18 protein-coding genes and 1 pseudogene are annotated in these 20,031 nt (G+C 67.5%); 8 read left to right on the top strand and 11 right to left on the bottom strand.

Annotated elements, in window-relative coordinates; translation table 11 throughout:
- The first annotated feature begins 104 nt into the window (after positions 1-104).
- Positions 105-875 carry a leucyl/phenylalanyl-tRNA--protein transferase gene (gene aat, locus NX1_RS03170; protein ID WP_218024041.1) on the top strand — a complete coding sequence of 257 codons (771 nt, stop codon included), beginning with the start codon at positions 105-107 and terminating at the stop codon, positions 873-875.
- A 113-nt stretch (positions 876-988) separates the two neighbouring features.
- A pseudogene (locus NX1_RS03165) lies at positions 989-2,469 on the top strand (Tn3 family transposase); the annotation flags it as partial.
- A gap of 20 nt (positions 2,470-2,489) precedes the next feature.
- Here the strand turns inward: NX1_RS03165 and NX1_RS35005 are convergent.
- Together NX1_RS35005 and NX1_RS35000 are read right to left on the bottom strand one after the other, a co-directional pair.
- A complete protein-coding gene (locus tag NX1_RS35005) occupies positions 2,490-2,798 on the bottom strand; it encodes an arsenate reductase/protein-tyrosine-phosphatase family protein (RefSeq protein WP_245668315.1) in 309 nt (102 codons plus the stop codon).
- Between the two features lies 1 nt (position 2,799).
- Positions 2,800-3,258: an OsmC family protein gene (locus NX1_RS35000; protein WP_169812169.1), complete on the bottom strand. Its 459-nt coding sequence runs from the start codon at positions 3,256-3,258 to the stop codon at positions 2,800-2,802.
- A gap of 375 nt (positions 3,259-3,633) precedes the next feature.
- On the opposite strand from NX1_RS35000, the gene arsA reads away from it, so the two are divergent.
- On the top strand, positions 3,634-5,415 hold the full coding sequence (gene arsA, locus NX1_RS03155; protein ID WP_068054156.1) for an arsenical pump-driving ATPase: 1,782 nt from the start codon (positions 3,634-3,636) through the stop codon (positions 5,413-5,415).
- A gap of 77 nt (positions 5,416-5,492) precedes the next feature.
- Here arsA and NX1_RS03150 read toward each other — a convergent pair whose 3' ends face one another.
- Positions 5,493-6,011: an ArsI/CadI family heavy metal resistance metalloenzyme gene (locus tag NX1_RS03150; protein WP_068053368.1), complete on the bottom strand. Its 519-nt coding sequence runs from the start codon at positions 6,009-6,011 to the stop codon at positions 5,493-5,495.
- Between the two features lie 98 nt (positions 6,012-6,109).
- On the opposite strand from NX1_RS03150, the gene NX1_RS03145 reads away from it, so the two are divergent.
- Positions 6,110-6,469: an Rv2640c family ArsR-like transcriptional regulator gene (locus NX1_RS03145; RefSeq protein WP_068054153.1), complete on the top strand. Its 360-nt coding sequence runs from the start codon at positions 6,110-6,112 to the stop codon at positions 6,467-6,469.
- A 39-nt stretch (positions 6,470-6,508) separates the two neighbouring features.
- Here NX1_RS03145 and NX1_RS37655 read toward each other — a convergent pair whose 3' ends face one another.
- The 4 genes from NX1_RS37655 to NX1_RS03130 all read right to left on the bottom strand — a co-directional run bounded on the left by NX1_RS37655 (position 6,509) and on the right by NX1_RS03130 (position 10,438).
- Positions 6,509-6,688: a hypothetical protein gene (locus NX1_RS37655; RefSeq protein WP_245668293.1), complete on the bottom strand. Its 180-nt coding sequence runs from the start codon at positions 6,686-6,688 to the stop codon at positions 6,509-6,511.
- A gap of 183 nt (positions 6,689-6,871) precedes the next feature.
- Positions 6,872-7,135, bottom strand: a complete 264-nt coding sequence (locus NX1_RS37650) for a hypothetical protein (RefSeq protein ID WP_245668292.1) — start codon at positions 7,133-7,135, stop codon at positions 6,872-6,874.
- Between the two features lie 755 nt (positions 7,136-7,890).
- A complete protein-coding gene (locus NX1_RS03135) occupies positions 7,891-8,343 on the bottom strand; it encodes a DoxX family protein (RefSeq protein ID WP_068053365.1) in 453 nt (150 codons plus the stop codon).
- Between the two features lie 460 nt (positions 8,344-8,803).
- Positions 8,804-10,438, bottom strand: coding sequence for an MFS transporter (locus NX1_RS03130; protein ID WP_068053362.1), 1,635 nt, complete (start codon positions 10,436-10,438; stop codon positions 8,804-8,806).
- A 1,151-nt stretch (positions 10,439-11,589) separates the two neighbouring features.
- On the opposite strand from NX1_RS03130, the gene NX1_RS34995 reads away from it, so the two are divergent.
- The 3 genes from NX1_RS34995 (at position 11,590) to NX1_RS03115 (ending at position 15,058) form a co-directional block, all read left to right on the top strand.
- Complete coding sequence (locus NX1_RS34995; protein ID WP_084500902.1) at positions 11,590-12,462, top strand: DUF302 domain-containing protein; 873 nt, start codon at positions 11,590-11,592, stop codon at positions 12,460-12,462.
- 150 nt (positions 12,463-12,612) lie between these two features.
- Positions 12,613-13,254 (top strand): response regulator, encoded by a 642-nt coding sequence (locus NX1_RS03120; protein ID WP_068053359.1) that lies wholly within the window; start codon positions 12,613-12,615, stop codon positions 13,252-13,254.
- Positions 13,255-13,312: 58 nt separating this feature from the next.
- Complete coding sequence (locus NX1_RS03115) at positions 13,313-15,058, top strand: sensor histidine kinase (protein ID WP_068053355.1); 1,746 nt, start codon at positions 13,313-13,315, stop codon at positions 15,056-15,058.
- 9 nt (positions 15,059-15,067) lie between these two features.
- On the opposite strand, the gene NX1_RS03110 is transcribed toward NX1_RS03115, so the two are convergent.
- From NX1_RS03110 to NX1_RS03095, 4 genes are all read right to left on the bottom strand, one after another.
- Positions 15,068-15,958: a universal stress protein gene (locus tag NX1_RS03110; RefSeq protein ID WP_068053351.1), complete on the bottom strand. Its 891-nt coding sequence runs from the start codon at positions 15,956-15,958 to the stop codon at positions 15,068-15,070.
- Positions 15,959-16,191: 233 nt separating this feature from the next.
- The gene (locus tag NX1_RS03105; protein ID WP_068053348.1) at positions 16,192-17,415 is read right to left on the bottom strand and encodes a globin domain-containing protein; all 1,224 of its coding nucleotides are present in this window, start codon (positions 17,413-17,415) and stop codon (positions 16,192-16,194) included.
- 1 nt (position 17,416) lies between these two features.
- Complete coding sequence (locus tag NX1_RS03100) at positions 17,417-17,890, bottom strand: RrF2 family transcriptional regulator (RefSeq protein WP_068053345.1); 474 nt, start codon at positions 17,888-17,890, stop codon at positions 17,417-17,419.
- A gap of 125 nt (positions 17,891-18,015) precedes the next feature.
- Positions 18,016-19,344, bottom strand: coding sequence for an aminotransferase-like domain-containing protein (locus NX1_RS03095; RefSeq protein WP_068053343.1), 1,329 nt, complete (start codon positions 19,342-19,344; stop codon positions 18,016-18,018).
- Between the two features lie 63 nt (positions 19,345-19,407).
- On the opposite strand from NX1_RS03095, the gene NX1_RS03090 reads away from it, so the two are divergent.
- Complete coding sequence (locus NX1_RS03090) at positions 19,408-19,887, top strand: PaaI family thioesterase (protein ID WP_084500900.1); 480 nt, start codon at positions 19,408-19,410, stop codon at positions 19,885-19,887.
- Positions 19,888-20,031 lie beyond the last annotated feature (144 nt).

The raw sequence follows: 20,031 nt of genomic DNA, 5'->3' as shown, positions 1-20,031 counted from the left end.
GTTCCCGCTCGACGGTTGCCAAGTCCGCGGACCGATCCCCGTCCGACGGTTCGTCCTGTCGTCGCAGCCTGAGGCTGTTCGCTCAGGTCGGTAATGTCTGTACGGTGACCGACGCTACCGACCTGATGCGGATGTATCTGGTCGATCCAGACCAGCCTTTCCCACCTGTCGAACTCGCGGATCCGACCGGACTGGTCGCTTTGGGCGGGGATCTGTCGCCAGAGCGGCTGTTGGGCGCCTATTCCGCGGGCATCTTTCCCTGGTACAACCCCGGCGAAACGATCCACTGGTACTGCCCGGATCCGCGGAGCATTCTGGTGCCGACCGACCTGCGGGTGACCAAGTCCTATCGTCGATCTGTCGCCAATGCCGACTACGGGGTGACCATGGATCGCGCCTTCGCCGATGTGATGTCGAATTGCGCCGGACCGCGTGACAAGGAGGCCGGAACCTGGATCGGCTCCGACATGCTGGCGGCCTACTTGCGGCTGCACCACCTCGGTCATGCGCACTCAGTCGAGGTATGGCGCGACGGCGACCTTGTCGGCGGCCTCTACGGCGTCGCATGCGGCCGCTCCTTCGCCGGCGAGTCCATGTTCTCCCGCGCCCGTGACACCTCCAAGGTCGCGCTGTATTGGCTCTGCGCCCAACTGACCGCCTGGGAGTTCGCCCTCATCGACTGCCAGGTCACCTCCAGCCACCTCACCTCCCTCGGCGCCATCGACCTCTCCCGTGCGGACTACCTGCACCTACACCCAGGCCGCCGCCCGCCCCGGCCTCCCGGGCCCCTGGCAGTTCGAAATCCCGGTCCCCAACTCCCCCAACCACATACCGGCGTGAACGATCACCGAAGCGATAGGTCAGCAACGTCGTGAATTGACGGTGTCGGTTCCGGTGCGATCCTGACCTGGTAGTTCCGGGTGAACGCTGACCCACCCTGTGACGAATCACGAGGTGCTCAACGTGGAGGACTGGACGGAAATACGCCGTTTGCAAACCCGCCGACCCTGGTCAGGCTCTGGCGGTTGCGGTCGCGGAGCTGTACGAGGCGGTCGGGGAACTGGATTCGGTGCTGGCACGGGGTGAGGGCCCGGTCCGGCTCGATGAGGGTGGGGATCTGGTGATCTCGCCGTTGACCGCGGAGGATGTGCCCGCCGAGGCGATCGCGTTGAAGGCGGAGCTGACCGAGATGCTGCCGTTCGCGCCGATCGTGTCGCTGCTGATCGAGCTGGACAAACGCACCGGCTACCTGGACTGTTTCACCCACGCCGGCGGTAAGCAGTCTCGGACACCGGAGTTGAAGCGGAATCTGATTGCGGTGCTGCTGGCCGCTTCCACTAATCTCGGGCTGACCCGGATGGCCGAGGCGTGTGGGATCTCCTACGACATCCTGTCCTGGACCGAGGAGTGGTACGTCCGGGAGGAAACCCTGCGGGCGGCGAACCTGGCGATCATCGACTACCACCAGCGGCTGCCGCTGACCTCGGCGTTCGGTGGCGGTACCTTGTCGTCCTCGGACGGGCAGCGGTTCCCGACCCGCGGCAAGTCGATCACCGCCCGCGCCCTGAGTCGGTATTTCGCCGAGGAAGGGCTGTCGACTTACACCCACGTCAGCGATCAGCACGCCACCTATGGCACGAAGGTCATCGTCGCGACCAAACGCGAAGCCCACTACGTGCTCGATGAAATCCTCGGCAACGCAACGGATCTGCCGATCACCGAGCATGCGACCGATACGCACGGGGTCACCCTGGTCAACTTCGGGTTGTTCGACCTGCTCGGGATGCAGCTCTCACCGCGCATCCGGGACCTGGGCCGGATCACCCTGTACCGGCCGGTCCCGCGCGCCGAGGCTGAGGCCCGGTTCCCGCACGCGGGCCCGTTGATGACCCGCAAGTTGAACCTGGACCTGATCGCTGAGCATTACGACGATCTGCTGCGGCTGGCCGGATCGCTGAAGTTCGGGCACGCGACCGCGTCGCTGCTGGTCGGCAAGTTGTCCGCATCCGGGCGGCAGAACGCGCTGGCCGCGGCGCTCAAGGAGTACGGGGCGATGCGGCGCACCATCTACGCCGCTCGGTATCTGTCGGATCCGGCGTATCGCCGCAAGATCGCCCGCCAGCTGAACAAGGGCGAATCCCTGCGCGCGTTGCGCCGGGACCTGTTCGACGCCCACAAGGGCATGATCCGGGCGCGGCAGCTGGAAGCGCAAACAGGACAGGCATGGTGTCTGACCCTCGCCACGAACGCCGTGATCGCGTGGACCACAGAGTATTACGGGCTCGCGATCGAGCAGATGCGCCGGGCCGGGCGCATCTGCTCGATGACGATGTGCTCGCCCATATCAGCCCGGCGCACAGTGAGAACATCAACTTCTTCGGCGCGATCGAGGTCGATATCGAGGGCGAACTCGCCGCGCTCGGGCCGACTGGATATCGGCCCTTGCGCGTGCGCGACACCCTGTTCTGACTGGGGCCCCACGGGTGGGGTCAGCGGTGGGCGGGCAGTAGTTCGGCGATGAGCTCTTCGACGAGTGTGCGGATCTGGTCGCGGATCGGGCGCACCGCGTCGACGCCTTTGCCGGCGGGGTCGTCGAGTTTCCAGTCCCGGTATTCCACGCCGGGGAAGTTGGGGCAGTTGTCTCCGCAGCCCATGGTGATCACCACATCGGAGGTCGCGACGGTGTCGGGGGTGAGGATTTTCGGGGTCTGGGCGATGATGTCGATGCCGGCCTCGGCCATCGCTTCGACGGCGGCGGGGTTGATCGTGCTGGTCACCGCTGATGCCGAGTCCGGCAGGTCAGGAGGCGCTCGGCACGGCGGTGATGGTGCCGTGGACCTCGCAGGCGGCCGCGAGGGTGTTGTAGACGGTGCCGTGGGTGGTCAGGTTGCGGTGCAGCAGGTCCAGGCGCCGCTGGGGTTCGTCGGTGACCAGCCGCATTTCCCAGGCGAACTCGGTGAACTTCGGCGGGGCGTCCTGGCGTCGGGCGCTCACCTGCACCTCGGCGTGTTCGTAACCGAACGACAGCAGGTCCTGGGCGCGGGCCAGGTTCTTCAACAGGCACGCCGCCAGCGCCGCCGCCAGCAGGTGCGCCGGACCCGGCAGCCCCGACGGCGCGGTCCCCCAGCTGGCGTCCAGGGCGATCGTCTCGCTGCCGGCATGCGCCACGGCCGGGCCGGCCCCGGCGCCCGAGCAGGCGGTGACGGTGTAGGTGGTCGGCGCGGCCGACGCGATGGTGCTGGTCTCGGCGGTTCCCATGCACGCAAGCCTGTCGCGTGGCGGCCGCTGCGGCCAGGGCCCGACGTCACCGGGCACGGGTTGCTTTCGGCCGTGTCGCCCCACTCGGGCTCGCGCGCCCATACGATCGCGGCATCCGACGAGCTACCGCAGGGAAGGGACCTCGCCATGGTGAGCGCAGAGAGATCGCACCCCCGATCCACTCCTGGGCCAGAGGTGTGGGGTTCAGGATCGAGCCGGAGGACATCATCTTCTTCTTAGATGGGCAATGGTCGGCCTGGACCTACGGGACGTTCGGCCCTGCCGCGCCTGGCGGGACTGCGGTCGAATGAAGCAAACAGGTTCGAGTGGACGGCCGGGGTCGGCTGTGTGGAGGTGTCGGACACGGTGGGTGAGATCAAGTTTCTGGCCGGTGTGCCGCGGTTCGTGTTCTTCACCGGCAAGGGTGGAGTGGGCAAGACGTCGATCGCGTGCGCCGCGGCGGTGGCGTTGGTGCGAGAAGGGCGGCGGGTGCTGCTGGTGTCGACCGATCCGGCGTCGAATGTGGGGCAGGTATTCGGTGTCACGGTCGGCAACACGGTGACCGCGATCCCCGATGTGGCAGGGTTGTGGGCGCTCGAGATCGATCCGGAGCAGGCCGTGACCGCCTACCGGGAGCGGATCCTCGCCCCGATGCGCGATGTGGTGCCGGAGGCGGACATCGCGTCGATGACCGAGCAGTTGTCGGGGTCGTGCACGACCGAGGTGGCCTCGTTCAACGAGTTCACCGCCCTGCTCACCGACGAGAACAGCCGCTACGACCACGTGCTGTTCGACACCGCGCCCACCGGACACACCATCCGGCTGTTGCAGTTGCCGGGCAGCTGGAGCGAATTCCTCACCAGCGGCGGCGACGCCAGTTGCCTGGGCCCGCTCTCGGGGCTGGACAAGCAGAAGACCGTCTACGCTGCCGCGGTCACCGCGCTGGCCGACCCGCACCGCACCCGTCTGGTGCTGGTCGCGCGCCCGTCACGCTCGACGCTGGCCGAGATCGCCCGCACACGCACCGAACTGGCCACCGTCGGGCTGGACGACCAGTATGTGGTGATCAACGGCGTGCTGCCCGACACCGTCGATTCCAGCGACCCGCTCGTGGCCGCGACCCGCCGGCGCGAGCGCGCCGCCGTCGAGGCCATGCCCGCCAGCGTCGGGCAGTTGCCGCGGGATCTGGTCGAGCTCAAGGCCACCAACATCGTCGGTGTCGACGCCTTGGAGACCCTGTTCGATCCCACCCCGCCCGGCACCGCCGCGGTCACAGTCCAGCCGATGATGGCGGCGGTGGCCGATGTGCCATTGGCCTGGCTCATCGCCCAGATCGAAGCCGATGGGCCGTGCCTGATCATGTGCATGGGCAAGGGCGGGGTCGGCAAGACCACCGTGGCCGCCGCGGTCGCCGTCGCGCTGGCCGAGCGTGGCCACGACGTGCACCTGTCGACCACCGACCCCGCCGGTGACCTCACCCAAACCATCGCCGGCAGCCTGGAACACCTTCAGGTCTCCCGCATCGACCCCGCCCGGGCGGTGGCCGACTACCGTGCCCGGGTCATGGCCGGCAAAGGCGCCGGCCTCGATGACGCCGGTCGTGCCGCGCTCGCCGAAGACCTGCGCTCCCCGTGCACCGACGAGGTCGCGGTCTTCCAGGCGTTCTCACACGTCATCGCCGAATCCCGGCGCCGATTCGTCGTCGTCGACACCGCACCCACCGGCCACACCCTGCTGCTGCTCGACGCCACCGGCTCCTACCACCGCGACATCGTGCGCCAGATGGCGCCCGGCACCCGGTTCACTACCCCACTGATGCGGCTACAGGACCCCAAGGCCACCAAGGTCTTGCTGGTCACCCTGCCCGAAACCACCCCCGTCCTCGAGGCCGCCGACCTGCAAACCGACCTCGAACGCGCCGGCATCCACCCGTGGGCCTGGATCATCGACAACAGCCTCGCCGCCGCCGCACCCACCGACCCGCTACTGCGCCGCCGCGCCGCCGCCGAACTCGACCAGATCCACCGCGTCACCACCCACACCGGCCGCTACGCGGTCATCCCCGCACTCGCCGAGGAACCCGTCGGCATTCCCGCCCTGACCGCACTCACCCACACCGCCACCGGGCCCCAATCCCCGGACGCCTCGCCCGCCTGACCCGCCACAGGGCCACACCACGCGGAGAACCCCGAAGGACGCGACCGCCCGCCGCGGTCGCGTCCGGCCCGGTTACCTCAGCCGCAGCAGCTGGCGCCGGAGGCGAGTGCCTGCTCCTTCGCGGCCGTTCCGCAGCACGCCTCCTCGGCTGCGGCCTCCTCGGCGGTCCCGCAGCACACGGCCACCGACTCCGCCTCGCCGGAGGCGAGTTCGGGTGCGGTGCCGAAGGTTTCGCTGTCGGCCAGCACCGTGTACACCTCCCACCGCTCGGCATCGGGCGCGCTCACCCACACCTTGTCCTGAGTGGCGAAACAACACGTGGTCGCGATCTGCTCCTCGGTGAACAACCCCGCCTCCGACAGCCGCGCGATCTCGGCGTGCACCTGCTGCGACGACTCGACCTCGACGCCGAGGTGGTTGACGCTGCCGCCGTGACCGGGGTTCTCGATCAGCACCAGCTTCAGCGGGGGCTCGGCGATGGCGAAGTTCGCATACCCCGGCTTGTGCTTGGCCGGCTCGGTGTTGAACAGGGTCGAATAGAAGGTGACGGCCTGGTCGAGGTCGTCGACGTTGAGGGCGAGCTGGACACGGGACATGACACAACCTCCATGCGTGAGACATATATCGAAAAGCTGACGATGCCGAGTGTGCCACCTTTTCGACATATGTCAACAAAGTGGGTAGGGTGGATTTCATGCCCAAGGCGTTGCCCGTGATCGACATGTCCGCCCCAGTCTGCTGCGCGCCGGTGGCGGCCGGACCGGTCGATAATGCCGCAGCGCTGGAGGTGGCGTTGCGGCTCAAGGCGCTGGCCGACCCGGCTCGGGTGCGGTTGATGTCGCTGTTGCTGACCAGCGCCGCCGGGCAGGAGAACACCGGGGACCTTGCTGCGGTAGTCGGGCTGGCCGAGTCCACGGTCAGCCACCACCTCGGGCAGTTGAAGAAGGCAGGCCTGATCGAGTCCGAACGCCGCGGGATGAACACCTATCACCAGGCACGCCGGGACGCATTATCGGCACTGTGCCTTGTATTGGACCCCAACTGCTGCAGCTGAAAGCCACGGCCCGACGTGGGCCCCGCCGTTTTGGGTCCCTCACGGCTCCCGAGTGCCGGTGACCGTCAGCTGTTTCCGGTGGTGGTGATAGTGCCGCCCGGGATACCGGTAGAGATCCGCGAGGCTCATACGGTCGCGGAAATAGGGATCCCAGCGACTCGGGTAGTGCATATCGCGGGCGAAGCCCGCCTCGGTCTCCCGGCGCAACGACCGCTGCAACGACCCGATGACCCGATGGCCCTCGAATCCCTGTGGGGCTCAGCGGCGGTCAACACCTGGAACGCGCGACGCGCCGCCGTGGGCAAATGGCTGAGCTGGTGCCGCGAACAGGGCTGGGACGCAGCGGCCCTTCCCGCCACGGCGCGCCGGTCGACCCCGCCGGACTCCGACACCCCGGTCCGCTCACGCACGGCGATCGACCGGCTCATCGCCCGCCGCGACCTCCACATCCGGGAGAAGACGCTGTGGCGGATGCTGTACGAAACCTGTGCTCGCGCGGACGAACTGCTCCAGGTCAACATCGAAGACCTGGACCCGGTCGGGCGCTGCTGCCCAGTGAAATCCAAAGGCGCCCACCCGCCGCCGCGGCGCCGCCCACCACGAATACGTCCTGGAGACCGTGCACTGGGACGCCGGCACCGCCTTGCTGCTGCCGAGATTGATCAAGGACCGCAGCGTCGGGCCGCTGTTCGTCACCCACCGCCGCCCCGGGCCCAGCAAGTACCTCGCCGACCGCGACATCTGCCCCGACCCCGGACGCGCGGCTGTCCTACGACCAGGCGCGCGACCTGCTCGACGCCGCCACCGCGACCACCGGGCCCGGAACCGGTTGGGACCTGCACGAACTCAGGCATTCCGGACTCACGCATCTCGGTGAATCCGGGGCCTGCCTGCTCGAACTCATGGCCAAGTCCCGCCACCGCAAACCCGAGAACCTGCGCCGCTACTTCAAACCATCGCCACACGCCATGCGCGACCTCACCAGCCTCCTCGGCCCCGGAGCCGACCGCCGCTGCTGACCAGCAGCTACACGAACTTCGTTGTTTTCTGCGCCATTACTACCGGGACCCCCACCTCGGTCGACAGCACATGCTGGCCACCGCGGCGTCCGAAGAAACCTGGCAGTGGCCTGGTCGGCGCATCGAGTCCGCTGCCGGGTCTAATCGGATCAGGTACGTCGAATGTCGTTGATGCCTGTTCCGGTGAAGGCGGGAGTAATACGGGAAGGGTTCTGGGAGCCTCCAGTTGAACTAGGGAAACACCGAAAGCTTGCGAGTTGGATGGTTGACTCGGCTCAACTTATGCATAAATATGCATAAGTCGTCACTGTGACGTAAGTGGCTTACCGGTCGCGTTGTCACCAGACCGCGGTACTGCCCCATCGGCCCAGCGCAGGCGATGAACGCTGCACCCGAGCCCGGCTACGCCGATCGGCGATTCCGCAGGGCGCGTCGCTCTCGCAGGACGCGGAAGCTGTCGGTGGCGGCCAGCGCCCATGCGACGAGCATCGGTTGAAAGACCAGTCGCACAGCACGTTTGGTGTCGGTGTCGAGTCCGAAGGCGTCGGCGTGGTTGACCAGCTGCGAAATGTTGCCGGGGAAGATCGCGACGAAGAACGCCGCGACCGTGCCGCCGACGAAGGCCCGGCGGGGTTGTTTCCAGGTGGCGAGCAGCGCGCTGCCGAGACCGATCTCGACGACCCCGGACGCGAGGACGACGACATCGGGGTCCAACCGCAGCCAGTCCGGGACCTGCGCCCGGAATTCTTGGCGCTGGAACGTCAGATGACCGGTGCCGGCAGTGGCCAGCAGCGCGCCGAGCGAGGCCTGCCCCAGCGCGCGAAAACTGTTCGGGCCGTTGAATTTCCGTGACATTGACAAACTCCTCTAGGACAGCCCCGCGGACGCCGATATCGTCCTGGGGCGATAGATTTCGTGCGTATTCCGGGGATGCGCCCCTTCCGCGGCCGGGTGGTTTCGGCGAGACGGCGTGCGGTCCAGCGCTGGCGATGTCTCGAAGGCGGACTCCTGGTCCGTGGCGGAGGTATGTGTTGTCGGCCTGTTCATGGCTCCCATCCAGCGAGTATCCGCATCCTCGCGTCCGACGCCGATCGGTCGCGACGGCGATGCGGCTCCCGCAACCATCGTAGGATTTCACCACGATGCCGGATCCGCGCACTGCCGGGTGACGCACTGCCCCGGGTCCAGTGGTTGACCCAGATTCGAGTTCGGTCCACTTCCCCGCATTGCGAGACGTGCTGCCCTCAAAACGTCACAGTGACGCAAGATGCTCCATCGGATCGACGAGCGGATTGCGGCCAGGAGTCGGAGTGCGCTACCCATCCCGGCCGGGCGTGCCGGGGACCTTCGTGTCCGGTTGGCCGACCGGTCGGCGAGGCAGCAGGCCGGTGCCGAACAGGGCGGCGATCGCGAGCAGAGCGGTCACGGCGAATGCCACCTGCAGGGACTCGAGACGGGCGGCGGAGTTGACCGCGAGGATGGCGTCACCCGTCGTGTCGCCGACGCCGGCGGTGTCGAGAGCGCCCGCCAACTGAGTGTTGGACAGGAACGGCACTCCGTCAGCCAGATCCGTGGTGGCCTGCTCCTGCACGGAGGCCGGAATAGCCGGATTGTTCTCGATGCCCTCGATCACGGACGACGTGAGCGTGGCGATCAGGACCGACCCGATCAGTGCGGTGCCGAGGGAGGCACCGAGAGTGCTCGCGGTGTTCTGCAGTCCCCCGACCTCGGCGCTCTCCGAATCGGGCACGGCCGATACCGTGACGGCTCCCAGTTGAGAAGCCAAGGCGCCCAGGCCGAGTCCCATCAACAGCATCGGAATCGACACGACGCCCGCATTGGCGCCCGGGTCCATTCCGGCGGTGAGGATCAGAACGCCGACGATCATCGTGGACAGACCGAGGCGTACGACGCGGCGAGGATTGGCGCGCGGCCAGAACCGCGGGATGCCCGCCGCGGCAAGGACCAGCGCGATCGACAGGGGCAGGATCCGCACCCCGGTCTCGAGCGCGCTGAGTTCGAGCACCACCGACAGAAACAGCGGCACGGAGAAGAACACTCCGGCCTGCACCGCGAACTGCGCGAAGAACATGCTCAAGCCCCCGGCGAGCTGCCGGTTCGCCAGCAGGCCCGGATCGACCAGCGCGTCGCGGCCGCGCTCAACGAGATAGGTCTGCCGCCGCAAGAACAGGTACAACAGCAGTAGGCCACCGATCAACAACCAGAAGACAGGCGACAAACCGAGGAGGTCGGGGCCGCCTTCCTTCGTACGCACCCAGCCCCATTCGCTCGACCGCAGCACCCCGTATACGACCATGCCGAGCCCCATCACGGATAGGACGGAGCCGACGAGATCCAGCCGGACACGTTCGGCGGGAGCGTCCTGGACCCGGCGCAGAACCAGCAGAATCAGCACGACGACGACCACCTCGCCGAAAAAGACGTACCGCCACGATGCGAACGTGGTCACGGCACCGCCGAGAAGCGGCCCTACCGCGACGGCCATCGCTCCCGCCGCCGCCACCAATCCGTAGGCCGCTGACCGGCGTTCGGGAGGGAAATTCCCGGCGACCAGGGCGACGATCGCGGGCATGATCAGGGCGGCGCCGATGCCTTCCAGCAGTGACCAACCCAGCAGGAGGATCGGCAGGTTCGGCGCCAGCCCGGTGGTGAACGAGCCCGCGCCGTAGATCACGAGGCCGAACCCGAAAGCCCGGCGCCGACCGAGGATGCTGCCCACCCGGCCGCCGGTGATCATCAGTGATGCCATCACCAGCGTGTACAGGGTGATGGCGGTTTGGATTCCGGTGATCGTAGTGCCGACGTCCTCGGCGACGGTGGCCATCGACACGTTCATCACGGAGCTGTCGAGAGTCATCAAGAACTGGCCCGACGCCAGCACCACGAGTACGAGGGTGGAGCTGGATCTTTCGGTCGGCACCGATGCCATATGGCGCTCCTTCAGTGGCGATGTGGACGGCGTCGGCGCTGCCGACGACGAGAACCGGCCGCACCGCGCTCGGCGTCATCGTCCCATGTCAGCACGATGAGTCCGTCCGGAAAGGCGTGGGAGTGTCGGGATGACCCGGGAAGTCGGTCTGCGCCCCGTCGTCCGGCGGAGCGCAGCCGAGCGCACGAAGCGGCGACTTTCTCTCTGGCAGGCTGCGGTGACCGCCAGTAAACTAGGGGCAACCTTTTCCCGGCGCTGTGAAAAGGGTCCGCTTCGGTCGAGTTTCGTGGCCGGAGCTGTCAGGTCGGCGCATTCGTGACCGGCCCTGGCGCCGGACGAACTCCTGATCGGATGGTCCGGCAGTCTCGCCGCGTGGCGTTAGTTCGCTTCGCTACGCATCGCAATACAGAATCGGGTCGGGGTTGAATCGAGGCGCGTCACGGGCGTCCTGGGTCGGAATCGCTTGGCAGCAGGACGTAACCAGCCGGACAGCACATCGCTCGCTGACCCACCCATCCGCAGATCGATGGCGACAGCGCAGATGCCTGGACGGCACTGGACGCGGAGCAACCAAGTTACGTCGATCGAGGGTGAGAACATGTCCAACGCAATTATCAAGATCGCAGCCGCAACCGCTATTGCCTTGCCTGTGGGCGCTATCGCAGCTCCAGCGGCTTCGGCCAGCCCGGTGCAGGAGGCCCCGGCGGTGTCGGCGCCGGTCGAGGTGACACCGGCCTTCTGGGGATCTGGCTCCGGCTTCTGGGGATCGGGCTCCGGGCATGGGGGTTGGGGATCGGTCGCACTGTGCCTCCCGCTCGGCAGTGTGGTCTTTTGCATCTGAGCCCATAGGCTGAGAACCCACCGCGAAGGTGGGCCGTACTACGACGCTGTGTGGCAATCCCCGGCGCTTCCGCCGGGGATATCGCCTACGCGCTGGTCGAGATTCGGCTTCGATGCACTCCCCCTTTCTGTGGCAACGCATACCCATAGACTTCACGCTCCCCCGTGAGCCGTGACTCGATGCCGAAGGTCCCTGTTACAGAGTCGGTTCGGCACTGGGTACCGCGTCCAGCCGCGATTACCGTCGGATTCGTCCCCGCAAATGTGGCGGACCGATATCGGTTCGGCGGCTCGCGGAAAGGGATCCGACCATGTCATATCAGGTCACCGTCGATCACTCGGCGCCTCATGTCGTGTTCGAGCTGCGCCGAACGGTCCGCGCCGATCGAGCGGGCGAGGATATCGACAACGGCATGCAGGCGCTGTACGAGCTGGTCGCCGCGACCGGTCTGACGCCTGCCGGTGCGCCTTCGACGACTTATCTAGGGGAGGTCGCCGCCGGCGCGTCGACGGCGGTCGATTTCGCGATGCCGGTTACCTCGGCGGACGCCGTCACCGGTGAGATCTTCGTACGTCGCAAGGAGCACGGCCTTTTCGCCCGTACCACTCATCGCGGCGATTATCGGCATATCGGCCAGGCGTATCGAGCGCTGGAGAACTGGCTGCGTGAATCGGAGTTTCAGCCGGTGGGCCCGCCCACGGAGGTGTATTTGGTCGCGCCGGACGAGGCGGTGAGTCCGAGGGATCTGGTCACCGAGATCCGTATTCCGGTTGCTCCCGCCGCGCTGTTCGTGCGCCTCGAGCTGCCATTCGCCGAGACGGTCGCCGAGGTCCGAAACGCCTTGACCGAGCAGGGCTTCGGTGTGCTCGCCGAAATCGACTTACAGGCTGAGCTCGATGCGACGTCGGAGCGCCACGTCGTTCTCGCCGCCTGCAATCCCGACCTCGCAGGCCGAGCGCTTCGGGTCGACGGCGGTACCGGTCTGCTGATCTGCAACGTCGTCGTACGGACCGACGCCGAGTCGACCGTCGTGGAGGCGGTGGATCCGGATCTGGTTGCGGCGCAAAGGAAGCAGCCGGTCCTGGAGTCGATCGCCGCCCAGGCACGCGCGGGCTTGTCGGCGGCGCTGCGTCACGTGGCCGCACGCTCGATGTCATCGTCTCGCGATCTGAACCGCGCCTAGCAGGCGCTCGCATTCAGGGATGGAGGCGGCGAACTCGACAAGATCGATGAGGGACTTTCGTCCTCGAAGCAGAGGCCCACTGCGTCGTCGGGCCGGGTAGGCGAGCCCGTAGGCTGAGGGCAACGCCGCGACGGAGAGGGCTACGAAGTCATGGTCAAGGTGTTCCTGGTCGACGATCACGAGATCGTGCGCCGTGGAGTCGGCGATCTCATCGACCTCGAGCCGGATCTCGAGGTCGTCGGTGAGGCGGGTACCTGCGCGCAGGCCCTGGCCCGGATTCCCTCTTTGCGACCCGACGTAGCCGTGCTGGACGTGTTGCTGCCCGACGGCAACGGGATCGAGCTGTGCCGTGAACTGCTGTCGGCGGACCTGGATCTGCGTTGCCTGATCCTGACCTCGTTCACCGATGAGCAGGCGATGCTCGACGCGATCCTGGCCGGTGCGAGCGGCTATGTCGTCAAGGACATCAAGAGCCTCGAGCTGATCGATGCGATTCGCGATGTCGGGGCGGGCAAGTCGTTGCTGGACAATCGGGCGGCCGCGGCGTTGATGGCCAAGCTCCGTTCCGAGGCGGAAGCGAAGAGCGGTCCGCTGGCGACGCTGACCGCGCAGGAACGCACGTTGCTCGCGCTGCTCGGCGAGGGGCTGACGAACAGGCAGATCGCGGGCCGGATGTTTCTCGCGGAGAAGACGGTCAAGAACTACGTTTCCCGCTTGCTGGCCAAACTGGGGGTCGAACGGCGCACACAGGCGGCGGTCATCGCGTCCAAACTCGAAGATTTCGACCGATAGGCGCCGGCCGTCCGATCACCGGCGATGCGCTGGTCCACGATCATGAAAGAATGACCACGTGGATGCGCACAACGACGACACGTTGGTCAACAGGCGCACACCGGTGGCGGAGACGCTGTCCCAGCTGCGTTTGAACGAACTGCTCACGCAAGTGCAGGAGCGGATCGCGCAGATCGTCGATGTCCGTGACCGGATGGATCGGCTGATCGAGGCGATGCTGGTCGTCACGGCCGGTCTGGACTTGGACGAGACGCTGCGTTCGATCGTGCACGCCGCCATCGAATTGGTCGACGCGCAATACGGGGCGCTGGGCGTCCGCGAGACCGGTAAGCCCGGCAACGAGCTAGCGGAGTTCGTCTACGAGGGGATCGATGACCGCACCCGGGTGCTCATCGGCGACCTGCCGCGCGGTCACGGTGTGCTCGGGTTGCTCTTTCAACAGCCCAAACCGATCCGTTTGACGAATCTGTCCGAACACTCGTCGTCGGTCGGTTTTCCCGCGCACCATCCGCCGATGCGTACCTTCCTCGGCGTTCCTGTTCAGGTGCGTGACGAAGTTTTCGGTAACCTCTATCTCACCGAGAAGGCCGACGGCCAGGAATTCACCGAGGACGACGAGATCGTCGTGCAGGCGTTGGCCGCCGCGGCCGGCATCGCGATCGCCAACGCCCGCCTCTACGAGCAGTCCCGTACCCGTCAGCAGTGGCTGGAGGCCACCAGGGATGTCGCGACCGAACTGCTCGCCGGCGGCGAACCGAACGAGGTGCTGGAACTGGTCACCGGGCGCGCTCTCGCGCTGACCGGGTCGGCGTGCACTTTCGTCGCGCTGCCCGAGGACCCTGACGTGCCTTCGGAGGAGGTCACTGAGCTGGTCGTGGTCGCGGCGGCGGGCATCGACGCCGACGTGATCACCGGTCGGCGCCTGGCGGTCGAGGGCTCCCAGTTCGGGTCGGCGTATCGCACGGGGCAGACCGTCGCCGTCGAGAAGCTTCCCGACAGCGTGTTCTCTGAGGCCAGGACGCAGTTCGGTCCGGCGCTGACGCTGCCGCTGCGTGCCCGCAACACGGTCATCGGTGTGCTCACCACGCTGCGCCCGGCCGAGGCCCACCCGCTCGACGCCGAGGCGCAGGCGATGATGGCGGCGATCGCCGACCAGGCGGCGTTGGCCTTGCAGCTGTCGGACACTCAGCGGCGGATACGGGAGCTCGATATCGTGTCCGATCGCGATCGGATCGCGCGCGGGCTGCACGATCACGTCATCCAGCGGCTGTTCGCGGTCGGCCTGTCGTTGCAGGCCACCTTGCAGCGGGCACGCTCCCCCGAGGTCAAGTCCCGGCTGATGGAGACCGTCGACGACGTGCAGGCCATCGTGCAGGATATCCGGCATTCGATCTTCGACCTGCAGAGCAACAACATCGCGGACTCCTCGAAGTACCGCAAGCATTTGCACGGCATCATCGTCGAGATGACCGCCGACAGCGGGTTGCGCACCACCGTTCGTCTCGCTGGACCGGTGACCGTGCTGGCTCCGCCGCTGTCCGATGACGTCGAGGCGGTGCTGCGCGAAGCGGTCAGCAATGTCGTTCGCCATGCCGGGGCCACGATGGTCGCGGTGGAATTGCGCGTCGGTGACCACGTGACCATCGAGGTCGCCGACGACGGAATCGGCATTGCCGACGACGTCACTCGCCGCAGCGGGCTGGCCAATCTCGCGGTGCGCGCCGAGCAAGCGGGCGGAACCTTCCAGATCGGCCCACGCCCCGCGGGCGGTACTGTGCTGCGCTGGTCGGTTCCGCTGCCCTGATCGTCGGGTTCACCGTTGCCGCAGTACCACGATCGGGCATTCGACGACGTGCAGCAGTGCGTTGCTGGTGGATCCGAGCAGCATGCCGGAGAAGCCGCCGCGGCCGTGGCTGCCGATCACTACCAGCTGGGCGTCGGCCGACGCTTCGAGCAGCGCGCGAACCGGTCGGTCCGGCACCACGATTCGGCGCACGGTCACATCGGGGTATTCCTCGCCGAAGCCGGCCAGCCGCTCGGCCAGCGCAGCGCGCTCGGTCTCCCGGATCGAATCCCATTCCGGCGCGGGCAGATCGATGCTGCTGGTGTCGCGCCACGCGTGCAGGGCCACCAGTTCGACTTTGCGGCGGGCGGCTTGGTCGAAGGCGTACCGCACGGCGGGCACGCTGTTCTCGCTGCCGTCGACGCCGACGAGGACCGGCTTGGTCAGTGACACCGCGTCGGTCGCGGAACGGTCGTGGACGACCGCCACCGGGCAGTGCGCGTGCCTGGCTACCGCGGTGCTGACCGAGCCGAGCACGCCGCGCTGGAATGCGCCGAGTCCGCGGCTGCCGACGACCAGGGTGCGCACGGTTTTGGATCGTTCGATGAGGGTGGGGATCGGCAGGTCGAAGGTGACCTCGGTGGTGAGCTCCAGTTCCACGCCCTGCACCGCCTCTCGTGCGATGCGCGCGGCTTCGGTCGCGATCCGCTCGCCGTCGGTGCGCAACCACGTCATCTCCGCCTCTGGCAGGCTCATCGCCGGTCCGATTCCGCCGATCAGCGCCACCGAGGTGAGCACGTGGAGCCTGGTCCCGTGTGTGACCGCGTCGACCGCGGCCCACGCGGCGGCCTGGTACGAACTCGCCGAGCCGTCGACCGCGACGAGGACCGGCCGGTCGGCGGGGAAGGTGTCTTCGGTCATGTCGGATCCTTTCCCAGTACGAAAAGTGTTGCCCGGTGGGCAACACCCTTACTCACAGCTTGGCTGTGCGGAGCGGGTTCGGCCAGGGACGAATGCCTGCAATCGCTGGGACCACTGTCACCAGCCCGAGGTCGCGGGTTCCCGGCGATCCGGCGCGACCGAGTGGGGCGAATCCGGCCCGGAACCACACGACAGCGAGTTCCAGCGGCCGAATCCGCCCCTGCCACAGCGGATTACGCGGGAGCAGCAGCCCAGCTGTCCGGCCCGAAGACCTCGTAGTGGATGTTCTGCGCCGCGACGCCCTTCTTCAGCAGTGCCTCGCGCATGCCGAGCATGAAGGGCAGCGGACCGCACAGGTAGGCGCGGGTGTCTGCGGCGATGGTGATCTCACCGAGATCGGCGCGACCTTCGCGGAGCCGGTCCTCGGGGCTGCGGGCGCCGAGGTCCTCGTACCAGCGGTGCATGACCGCGAACGGCAGACGGTCGACGAGTTCGGCCAGTTCCGCGCGGTGGGCGTGGCTGCTGGGCGAGCGGTCGGCGTGCAGCACCGAGATCGCGCGGGGGTCGGCGGTGTCGGCGAGGTGGCTGAGCATTCCCATCATCGGTGTGCATCCGATGCCAGCGGAGATCAGCAGCAGCGGCGCGTCGTCGTCCTGGAGCACCAGATCGCCGAACGGGGTGGTCACCTCGAGCACGTCGCCCTCGAAGACGTTGCGGTACAGGAAGTTCGACACTTCACCGGCGGGTGCCTGTGAGCCGTCGGGCAGGGTCTTGGCGTCGACGCGTTTGACGGTGATGCGCCAGTCGGCGTTCGACGGCGCCGAGGACAGGCTGTACTGGCGGATCTGGCGGGCGCCGTCTTCGAGGTGCACGCCGACCGAGAGGTACTGTCCCGGCGAGAAGGACGGCAGCGGTGTGCCGTCGATCGAGGTGAGCACGAAGGAGACCGTGTCGGCGGATTCGTGGCGCCGCTCGCGCACCAGCACCTTGCGCCAGACGTCGCCCGCCGCGACACCGGCGGACCGGTAGAGGCCCGCTTCCATCGCGATCAGCGTCTCGGCCATCAGCCAGTACAGCTCGTCCCATGCCGTGGCGACTTCGGCGGTGACGGCGGCGCCGAGTACTTCGACGATGGCTTCGAACAGGTATTTGTGCACGATCTGGTATTGGTCGGGCTTGACGCCGAGGGAGGCGTGCTTGTTCGCGATGCGCGAGAGGATGAGGTCGACGCGTGCCTGGTCGGGTTCGAGTTGCAGCGCCGCGAAGGCGGCGATGGAGCCTGCGAGCGCTTTCTGCTGGCCGCCCTGCTTCTGGTTGCCGCGATTGAACAGGTCGCGTTCGAGTTCGGGGTGGGCGGTGAACATCTTGCGGTAGAACAGCGTCGTGATGTCGTCGATGGCCGCACCTACCGCGGGCAGGGTGGCGCGGATCGTCTCCTTCGAGGTGGCCGAGAGCATGTCATTCTCCGTTCGTTGCTGAAATCTGTGTGTCGGCGCCGCCGATCCGGGGAAGGGCGAGAAGTACTGTGCCGGTGGGGTTTCGGGTGAGGTCTTCGATGGTGAGTGCGTCGAGGGATTCGAAGAACGCTTGCTGGGCGCGGCGCAGTGCCGAGCGCAACCGGCAGCCCGAGCGCAGCGGGCATGGGATGGCTCCGTCGCATTCGACCACTTCGGCTTCGCCCTCGAGGCGGCGCGCCAGCCAGCCGACGGTGGCGGTGCGGCCGAGCTCGGTGATTGCCAGCCCACCGCTGCGGCCGCGGCGCGCGTCGACGACGCCGAGCTCGCCGAGCCGGGTGATCACTTTCGCCGCGTGGGTGTAGGACACCGACAATTCCTCGGCGATCTCGCGGCTTCCCGGGCGAACACCCTCCTCTGCCACCGCCAATCGCATGACGACTCGGAGTCCGAGGTCGGTGAAGCGGGTGAGCTGCATGCCTTGAACCTACGATAATTCGCATGCGAGATACCAATTATGTGAGCGGGATAACCGGGCCGAAGCTGGGCGCGGCGCCTCGGCCGTGCGTGGCCCGGATCTCTTCTGGCGGCGAGGATCGCTGGTCAGCCCAGTGGCACGGCGTCGAGAGCGTCGCGCACGGCGGCGAGCGCCGCGGGCAGTTCGGCCAGCGGTGATCCCACCGCGATCCGCACCCCGTGCCGGACATGCGGTGTGGTCGCGAACATCTCGGCCGTGCAGATCCGCACACCGCGCCGCGACAGTTCCGCGGCCACCCGGTCCATGCGCTGTTGCGGATCGATCGGCAGCCAGGCGAAGTAGGACCGCGGGTGGGCGATGAGATCCATGTCGTGGAGTTCGGCGCGCAGCACACGCTGACGCTCCTCGGCGCTGCGGCGAGCGGCGTCTTCCAATGCGTCCACCGTGCCGTCCGCCAACCACCCGGCAGCGACCGCCGCGACGAGGCCGGGCGGGCTGGCCATGTGCACACGGAGCGTGTGCTTCATCGTGGCCCGGCCCGACGGCGGGGTGACCAGCAACCCGAAACGCAGACCCGCCGCCACGCTCTTGGACAGGCTCGACAGCCGATACGTGCGTTCCGGCGCCCGCGAAACCAGCGGCGCGGGAGCGGGTTCGGCGAGAAACGCGTACGCCGCGTCCTCGATGAGAATCAGGTCGTTGGCACGGGCGATACGCACCAGCCGGTCACGCGCCTGCTCGCCGAGCACCCAGCCCAGCGGATTGTGCAGCGTCGGCATCGTGTACACCGCCCGCACCCGCCGTCGCAGGCACAGCTCCTCCATCGCGTCCAGATCCGGCCCGTCCGGGCCGACGGGGATCGGCGCGAGGTGCAGCCGGTGCGCGTGGGCCAGCATCTTGAACCCCGGATAGGTCAACGCGTCGACAGCGACCACGTCGCCGGGTGAGAGTGCCGCTCGCGCAACCAGATCCAACCCGTGCTGAACACCTGCGGTGAGAAACACTCGATCGGCCTCGGCATCGATGCCGCGCGAGCCCAGGAATTCGGCCGCCACGGCACGGTCGGCGGGCCGTCCGCCGGGAGGCTGTTGACGCAACAGCGCGTCCAGGTCACCGGCGCACGCCAGATCACGCAACGCGGTCCGCAACAGTTCGGCCCGGCGCGGCGAGAGCGGCTGTGTGACCGAGAGATCGGCGTAGACGGTGTCGGGTCCGGGGCCGTACTCCGGCGGCACCAGCCGGATCGAACGATCGCGCACGAAACTGCCGCGGCCCGGCTCGCCCACCACAAGACCGAGGCGTTTCAACTCGGCGAAGACCCGGGTCGCGGTGGCGATCGCCACGCCCCATTCGGCAGCCAGCGCGCGGTGCGTGGGCAGACGGTCGCCCGGGGCCAAGCGTCCGGCACGGATCTGGGCGGCCACCTGCGCGGCGATGTCGGCGTACGACTGCACCCACCGACTGTACCTAGGACAATTTCTTGATTGTCCTAGGTCGTGTTCCTACGGTCGTCAGCCATGACAACGACACCGCTGCCGGTTCTCGAGTTCCTGCGCCGCCACATCGCCGGACTCCCCACCGATGGCGCGGAATGCGGATTCCGCTACCCCACCGCCATCTCGCGAACACTCGGCATCGAACTGGTCGAAATCGAATCCGGTTGCGCCACGGTCGAACTGAAAGTAGACGCCGACGTTCACGGCAACCAGCAAGGCACCGTGCACGGCGGACTGATCACCGAACTCGCCGACGCCGCGATCGGCACCGCCCACTCCACCCTCGTGCAGACCGGTGAATCGTTCACCACCATCGAACTGCGCACGGTGTTCCTGCGCCCGGTCTGGCGCGACACCCTGCGCGCCACCGCCCGCGCCGTGCACACCGGCCGCACCCTCACCCACTACGCGTGCGAAGTCACCCGCGCCGACGGCAAACCCGTAGCAACGGCCTCGAGCATCGTCACCACCTTGCGCGGCGAGCGATCCCACGGACGCTGACCGCACCGCTGGTCGATGGGCGGGAACCGGCGGCTGGGTCGATCATTTCGCCGCCACCAGCCTCGTCGCCGAGTGCGATGGCGAGCTGGGCGCAACACCGGCTCCATCGCCTTCCACGAAGCGATGGGATTCGAGGTCGGCGAA

It is taken from the genome of Nocardia xishanensis NBRC 101358 (genome assembly GCF_001613365.1).
Taxonomy (GTDB): domain Bacteria; phylum Actinomycetota; class Actinomycetes; order Mycobacteriales; family Mycobacteriaceae; genus Nocardia; species Nocardia xishanensis.
Note: the sequence above shows the minus strand (reverse complement) of the source record. Positions and strands in the feature narration are given on the sequence as shown.